The 5,710-nt window shown below is 66.5% G+C and carries 6 protein-coding genes; 4 read left to right on the top strand and 2 right to left on the bottom strand.

Annotated elements, in window-relative coordinates; translation table 11 throughout:
- From ACRDTL_RS18200 to ACRDTL_RS18210, 3 genes are all read left to right on the top strand, one after another.
- On the top strand, positions 1 to 941 hold a 941-nt coding region (locus ACRDTL_RS18200), incomplete at its 5' end, for a glutamate-5-semialdehyde dehydrogenase (protein WP_431508090.1).
- A gap of 11 nt (positions 942 to 952) precedes the next feature.
- The gene (locus ACRDTL_RS18205; RefSeq protein WP_431508091.1) at positions 953 to 1,828 is read left to right on the top strand and encodes an AAA family ATPase; all 876 of its coding nucleotides are present in this window, start codon (positions 953 to 955) and stop codon (positions 1,826 to 1,828) included.
- Positions 1,828 to 3,273: a vWA domain-containing protein gene (locus tag ACRDTL_RS18210; RefSeq protein WP_431508092.1), complete on the top strand. Its 1,446-nt coding sequence runs from the start codon at positions 1,828 to 1,830 to the stop codon at positions 3,271 to 3,273. The genes ACRDTL_RS18205 and ACRDTL_RS18210 overlap by 1 nt, the downstream gene beginning before the upstream one ends.
- A 3-nt stretch (positions 3,274 to 3,276) precedes the next feature.
- On the opposite strand, the gene ACRDTL_RS18215 is transcribed toward ACRDTL_RS18210, so the two are convergent.
- Together ACRDTL_RS18215 and ACRDTL_RS18220 are read right to left on the bottom strand one after the other, a co-directional pair.
- Positions 3,277 to 3,621 (bottom strand): DUF4352 domain-containing protein, encoded by a 345-nt coding sequence (locus ACRDTL_RS18215; protein ID WP_431508093.1) that lies wholly within the window; start codon positions 3,619 to 3,621, stop codon positions 3,277 to 3,279.
- Positions 3,622 to 3,809: 188 nt separating this feature from the next.
- Positions 3,810 to 4,715: a class I SAM-dependent methyltransferase gene (locus ACRDTL_RS18220; RefSeq protein WP_431508094.1), complete on the bottom strand. Its 906-nt coding sequence runs from the start codon at positions 4,713 to 4,715 to the stop codon at positions 3,810 to 3,812.
- 17 nt (positions 4,716 to 4,732) lie between these two features.
- Here ACRDTL_RS18220 and ACRDTL_RS18225 point away from each other — a divergent pair, with 17 nt between their 5' ends.
- Positions 4,733 to 5,389 (top strand): hypothetical protein, encoded by a 657-nt coding sequence (locus tag ACRDTL_RS18225; RefSeq protein ID WP_431508095.1) that lies wholly within the window; start codon positions 4,733 to 4,735, stop codon positions 5,387 to 5,389.
- The last annotated feature ends 321 nt before the right edge of the window (positions 5,390 to 5,710 follow it).

Below are 5,710 nucleotides of genomic sequence, written 5' to 3' on the forward strand. Positions count from 1 at the left end.
TGCGCGGCTACACCCTGCCCAACGGGTTGGTGCTGCGCCAGCAGCGCGTCCCGCTGGGCGTGGTGGGAATGGTCTACGAAGGCCGGCCCAACGTCACCGTCGACGCCTTCGGCCTGGCACTCAAGTCCGGCAACGCCGCCTTGCTGCGTGGCAGCTCCTCGGCGGCGAAGTCCAACGGGGCACTGGTCTCGGTGCTGCGCGCCGCCCTGGTAAGTGAAGACCTGCCCGCCGACGCGGTGCAACTGGTTTCGAGTGCCGACCGGTCCACCGTCACCCACCTGATCCAGGCCCGCGGCCTCGTCGACGTGGTGATCCCGCGCGGCGGGGCGGGCCTGATCGACGCGGTGGTGCGCGACTCCCTGGTGCCGACCATCGAGACCGGCGTCGGCAACTGCCACGTCTACGTGCACGAGGCCGCCGACCTGGAGGTAGCCGAGCGGGTGCTGTTGAACTCGAAGACGCGCCGGCCCAGTGTGTGCAACGCCGCCGAGACACTGTTGGTCGACAAGGCGATCGCCGCTTCCGCGGTGCCGCGGCTGGTGGGCGCGCTGGCCGACGCCGGGGTGATCGTGCACGGTAGCGCCGGCGAAGCCGCCGCTGAGGACGATTTGCGCCGGGAATACCTCGGGATGGATATCGCGCTGTCGGTGGTCGACGGACTCGACGGCGCGATTGCCCACATCAACGAATACGGCACCGGCCACACCGAAGCCATCGTGACCACCAATGTGGCTGCCGCCCAACGATTTACTGAAGGAGTTGACGCCGCCGCGGTGATGGTGAACGCGTCGACGGCATTCACCGACGGAGAGCAGTTCGGCTTCGGCGCCGAGATCGGCATCTCCACCCAAAAGCTGCACGCGCGCGGCCCGATGGGACTGCCCGAACTGACCTCGACCAAGTGGATCGTCTGGGGAGACGGCCACACCCGTCCCGCTTAGGAGAAACCCCAGTGACCGTTCCCGCACGTCCCATCCCGTTGTTCGCCGACATCGACGACGTCGGCCGGCGGTTGGCCGAGACCGGCTACCTGCCCGACACCGCCACCGCGACCGCGGTGTTCCTTGCCGACCGGCTCGGCAAGCCGCTGCTGGTCGAAGGTCCCGCCGGTGTGGGCAAGACCGAGCTGGCCCGCGCCGTCGCGCAGGCCACCGGGTCGGGGCTGGTCCGCCTGCAGTGCTACGAGGGGGTCGACGAGGCCCGCGCCCTCTACGAGTGGAACCACGCCAAGCAGATCCTGCGCATCCAAGCCGGCTCCGACGACTGGGATCAGACCAAGAATGACGTGTTCAGCGAGGAGTTCCTGCTTACCCGGCCGCTGCTGACCGCGATCCGGCGCACCGAACCGACGGTGCTGCTGGTCGATGAAACCGACAAGGCCGACATCGAGATCGAGGGCCTGCTCTTGGAGGTGCTGAGCGACTTCGCGGTGACCGTCCCGGAACTGGGCACCATCACCGCCGAGCGGGCGCCGTTCGTCCTATTGACCTCCAACGCCACCCGTGAGCTGTCCGAGGCGCTCAAGCGGCGCTGCCTGTTTTTGCACATCGACTTTCCCAGCCCCGAGCTGGAGAGGCGCATCCTGTTGTCCCGCGTCCCCGAACTGCCCGCGCACCTGGCCGACGAGCTGGTGCGCATCATCGGTGTGCTGCGCGGCATGCAACTCAAAAAGCTGCCGTCGGTGGCCGAGACCATCGACTGGGGACGCACGCTGCTGGCGCTCGGCCTGGACACCATCGACGACGCCACCATCGCCGCCACGCTGGGTGTCGTGCTCAAACACCAATCGGACCATCAACGCGCGTCCGGGGAGCTCAGGCTGAACTGATGGCTGTTCGCCGCGTCCGTCCCAGCCAGCCGCTGGCTCCGCACGGCCTGCCGGGTCATTTGGTGGGTTTCGTGGAAGCACTTCGTGGCCAAGGTATTTCGGTTGGCCCATCGGAGACGGTGGATGCCGGACGGGTGATGGCGACCCTCGGGCTTGGCGACCGGGAGGTGCTGCGCGAGGGTTTGGCGTGTGCGGTGCTGCGCCGCGCCGACCACCGGGAGACCTACGACGCGATGTTCGATCTATGGTGGCCCGCGGCAGTGGGCACGCGCGCGGTGGTCACCGAGGAAGAGGTCAGCGAAGAGTCCGACCTGCAGTTGCCGCCCGAAGACCTCGAGGCGATGCGGCAGATGCTGATCGATCTGCTGACCGAAAACGCCGACCTCGCCGGCCTGGACGAGCGGCTGCTCGCGATGATCGCCCAAATCGTGGAGGCCTACGGCAAATACAGCTCCAGCCGCGGCCCGTCGTACTCGTCGTATCAGGCGCTCAAGGCGATGGCACTCGACGAGCTGGAGGGCCGGCTGCTGGCCGGCCTGCTGGCGCCCTACGGCGACGAACCCACACCCACCCAGCAGGAGATCGCCAAAGCGCTTGCCGCGCAGAAGATCACCCAGCTCCGCAGAATGGTCGACGCGGAGACCAAGCGGCGTACCGCCGAGCAGCTCGGCCGCGACCACGTTCAGATGTACGGCATCCCGCAGTTAAGCGAGAACGTCGAGTTCCTGCGTGCCTCGGGTGATCAACTGCGCCAGATGCGCCGGGTGGTCCAGCCGTTGGCCCGCACACTGGCAACCCGGTTGGCGGCCCGGCGGCGCCGTGCCCGCGCCGGCGCGATCGATCTGCGCAAGACGTTGCGCAAGTCGATGTCGACCGGCGGGGTGCCGATCGACGTGGTGCTGCGCAAGCCGCGGCCGGCCCGGCCCGAACTGGTGGTGCTGTGCGACGTGTCCGGATCGGTCGCCGGGTTCAGCCACTTCACCCTGCTGCTGGTGCACGCGCTGCGCCAGCAGTTCTCCCGCGTTCGCGTCTTTGCCTTCATTGATACCGCCGACGAGGTGACCCATCTTTTCGGGCCCGACGCCGACCTGGCGGTGGCGATCCAGCGGATCACCCGGGAGGCCGGGGTCTACACCCGCGACGGGCATTCCGACTACGGCAACGCGTTCATCTCGTTCACCGAGCAGTTCCACAACGTGCTGTCGCCGCGAAGTTCACTGCTGGTGCTCGGCGACGGGCGCACCAACTACCGCGACCCGGCCACAGACGTGCTGACGTACCTGGTGACCGCCAGCCGGCACGCGCATTGGCTCAACCCGGAGCCCAAGCACCTGTGGGGCAGCGGCGATTCGGCGGTGCCGCGCTACCAAGAGGTGATCACCATGCACGAATGCCGGTCGGCCAAGCAGCTTGCCGCGGTGATCGACCAACTGCTGCCGGTGTAAGTTCTAGGGGTTCAGCCACTCGCCGACGTCATGGGAAACCCCCGATGACGGCACGTACTTGACCTTCACCGGCGCTATGCCCTGCGGAAGCGCGAACACGACGCAGCCAGTTTTGGAAGCACCCGCGGCCAGAAGGAACCATCCATACGCGAAGTCCTTGCACTCGGTCACGACGGCGAAATCCGCGCTGTAGCTTTGGTCGTCCGATCCGACCACTGATACGTCGCTGTTGCCGTTACCCACGATGGTCGACGTTCCGCTATTGGTGATCGTGAGCTTGGTTGCGATGTAGGTTTTGCCGGCGGCGCCCCAGCCGTTGGGAACCGTCGCCGGGTTGATGACCTGCATCAGCGTCACCTCGATCTTTTGTCCACCTATGCGCATGAGGTTTAACGTCTCGCCGACGTGCGCGATCGGTTTCGGCGCGGGTGAGTGTTGCCCCGACGGGGAAGCCGTGGGTTGGCCCGCTGTGGACGTCTGACTCGAACAGCAGGTAGCCAGCAGAGTGAACATCGACAACGCGACGACGGACCGCTTCATGTGGACCGGATCGCCGCGTAGTAGTTGTTGTCGGCGAATGGCGATTGATCTCCGCGTGGGGGGAGATCGTTGTCCGCGAGCAACTGGCTCATGGGTGTCGTGACCGACTGCCAGCCGTGGTTGTCCAGGTACGTCGCAACGTCGTTACGTTTGCCGTCATATACGAGGTCGGAGGGCTCGATGTCGAACCCGCGCCACCGTTGCGTGATGGGTTGCATCATGTCGTGCGTTGGCGGAATAAAGATCTCCGTGGCCAGCCGACTGCCCGCCGCGCTGTGCGCGGTGATGGTGTCCAGCAACCGATCCTGGGCGTCCGGCCGTAAGAAAGGCAAGAAGCCTTCGGCGATCCACGCGGTGGGCCGGGCGGGATCGAAGCCTGCTCGACGCAGCGCGGCGGGCCAGTCCTGTCGCAGGTCGATCGGCACCACCCGCAGGTCGGCGGTCGGTTCCGCGTGGAGCCCGGCGAGCGTGGCGACCTTGAACTCGATGACTTGCGGCTGGTCGATTTCGAAGACCGTGCTCCCCGGCGCCCAAGACAGTCGGTAGCTGCGCGTGTCGAGACCTGATGCCACATTCACCGCCTGACGGATTCCTGCCGTCGTCGCGTCCAGAAGAAACGCATCGAAGTACCGGGTCCGAACCGCCATGAGGTCGACGAACCACTGCAGAACCCGCTGGACGCTGTCGTCGGCGAGGTCAAGTTCCCCGCTGACCCATCTGGTGAGGAAGTCAACTCCCACGGCGCGGACAAGCGGTTCGGCGAACCGATCGTCGACAAGCGGACCCGCTGTGTGGCAGGCAACGGCCCGCGCCGCGGCCACCAGTGTCGCCGTCGCTCCCACACCGGTTGCCAGGTCCCAGGTGTCGTTGTCGTTGCGTTGCTGGAGTTCCATGCGTTCCATACTGCAACCCTTTCAACATGGCAAGGGACGGGGGCTACCGCTGCCCGATGGCGCCGGGCCACGATGGACACATGCAACCGGGACTATCATTCCGCCTGGGCCGCGCACTCGTCACCGTGACGGCCGCCACAGCCGCGGCGGCGCTGGCCACCGGCTGCGGCGGCGGGCAGCACGACACGACGCACGGTACGACGGCCACAGTGTCCCCGGCCGCGGCCACGGTGGCCGGGCCGGAGCTGGTCCGGCTGTGGGAGACCCATCCGCTGCCGTGTGACCATCCGATTCCTATCAGCGGCCCGCCGCACGATGCGTACAACCTACTGGAAACTGCGATGTGGCCGAACACCGCCGACGTGGCCTCGCGGCTGGGCGCCGTTACTGCGACTGGCGGACAGGAGTTCATCCTCAGCAGGCTCCAATTCCTGGACGCTGTGATGCTGCAGACCCAGTCCGACATCGCGGATCAAGTGGCGACCGGCACCCACGAGATCGACGGCGTTGGCGGCGATCCCGCCACGGAGACGGTGATACGGAATGACAGCATGCGGGTCATCAAACTGCGCCACGACAACTACGTTGCCGCAGTCAATCACGTGATCGGTGAACTGGAGATGGGGAGTGTGCTCCCAAGTGGCCACCGATACCAGCTCGACCGGGTCTGTTCGGCTGGCTGACCCAATCGGACCTGACTTCGCTCACGATTCGGGGTTCGCGGTAGTCGCAGCGGGTTGACCTGGTGTTTTTCGGTTTTGGGCTGCGGGGATCTGCGCACTAAATTCGGGGGCCGGGCTGCCCTGGTGGCCAATCGTGTGGTTTTCGCGACGTGGATCTCGCACGATCGAGCACCTTGGTTGGGCGCGTGATGGGGCGGAGGTGGCCGTGCTGAAGGCTGCGGTGGGACGCGTTTGGCGGCCGATCAGGCTGTGCCGCTTAGCAGATGATGACGGCCCCACCCCGGTGCGGATCGGCAGCCGCAACTTGTCGTACCCGGCTGC

It is taken from the genome of Mycobacterium sp., from assembly GCF_050700595.1.
In the GTDB taxonomy this organism is placed as follows: Bacteria; Actinomycetota; Actinomycetes; order Mycobacteriales; family Mycobacteriaceae; genus Mycobacterium.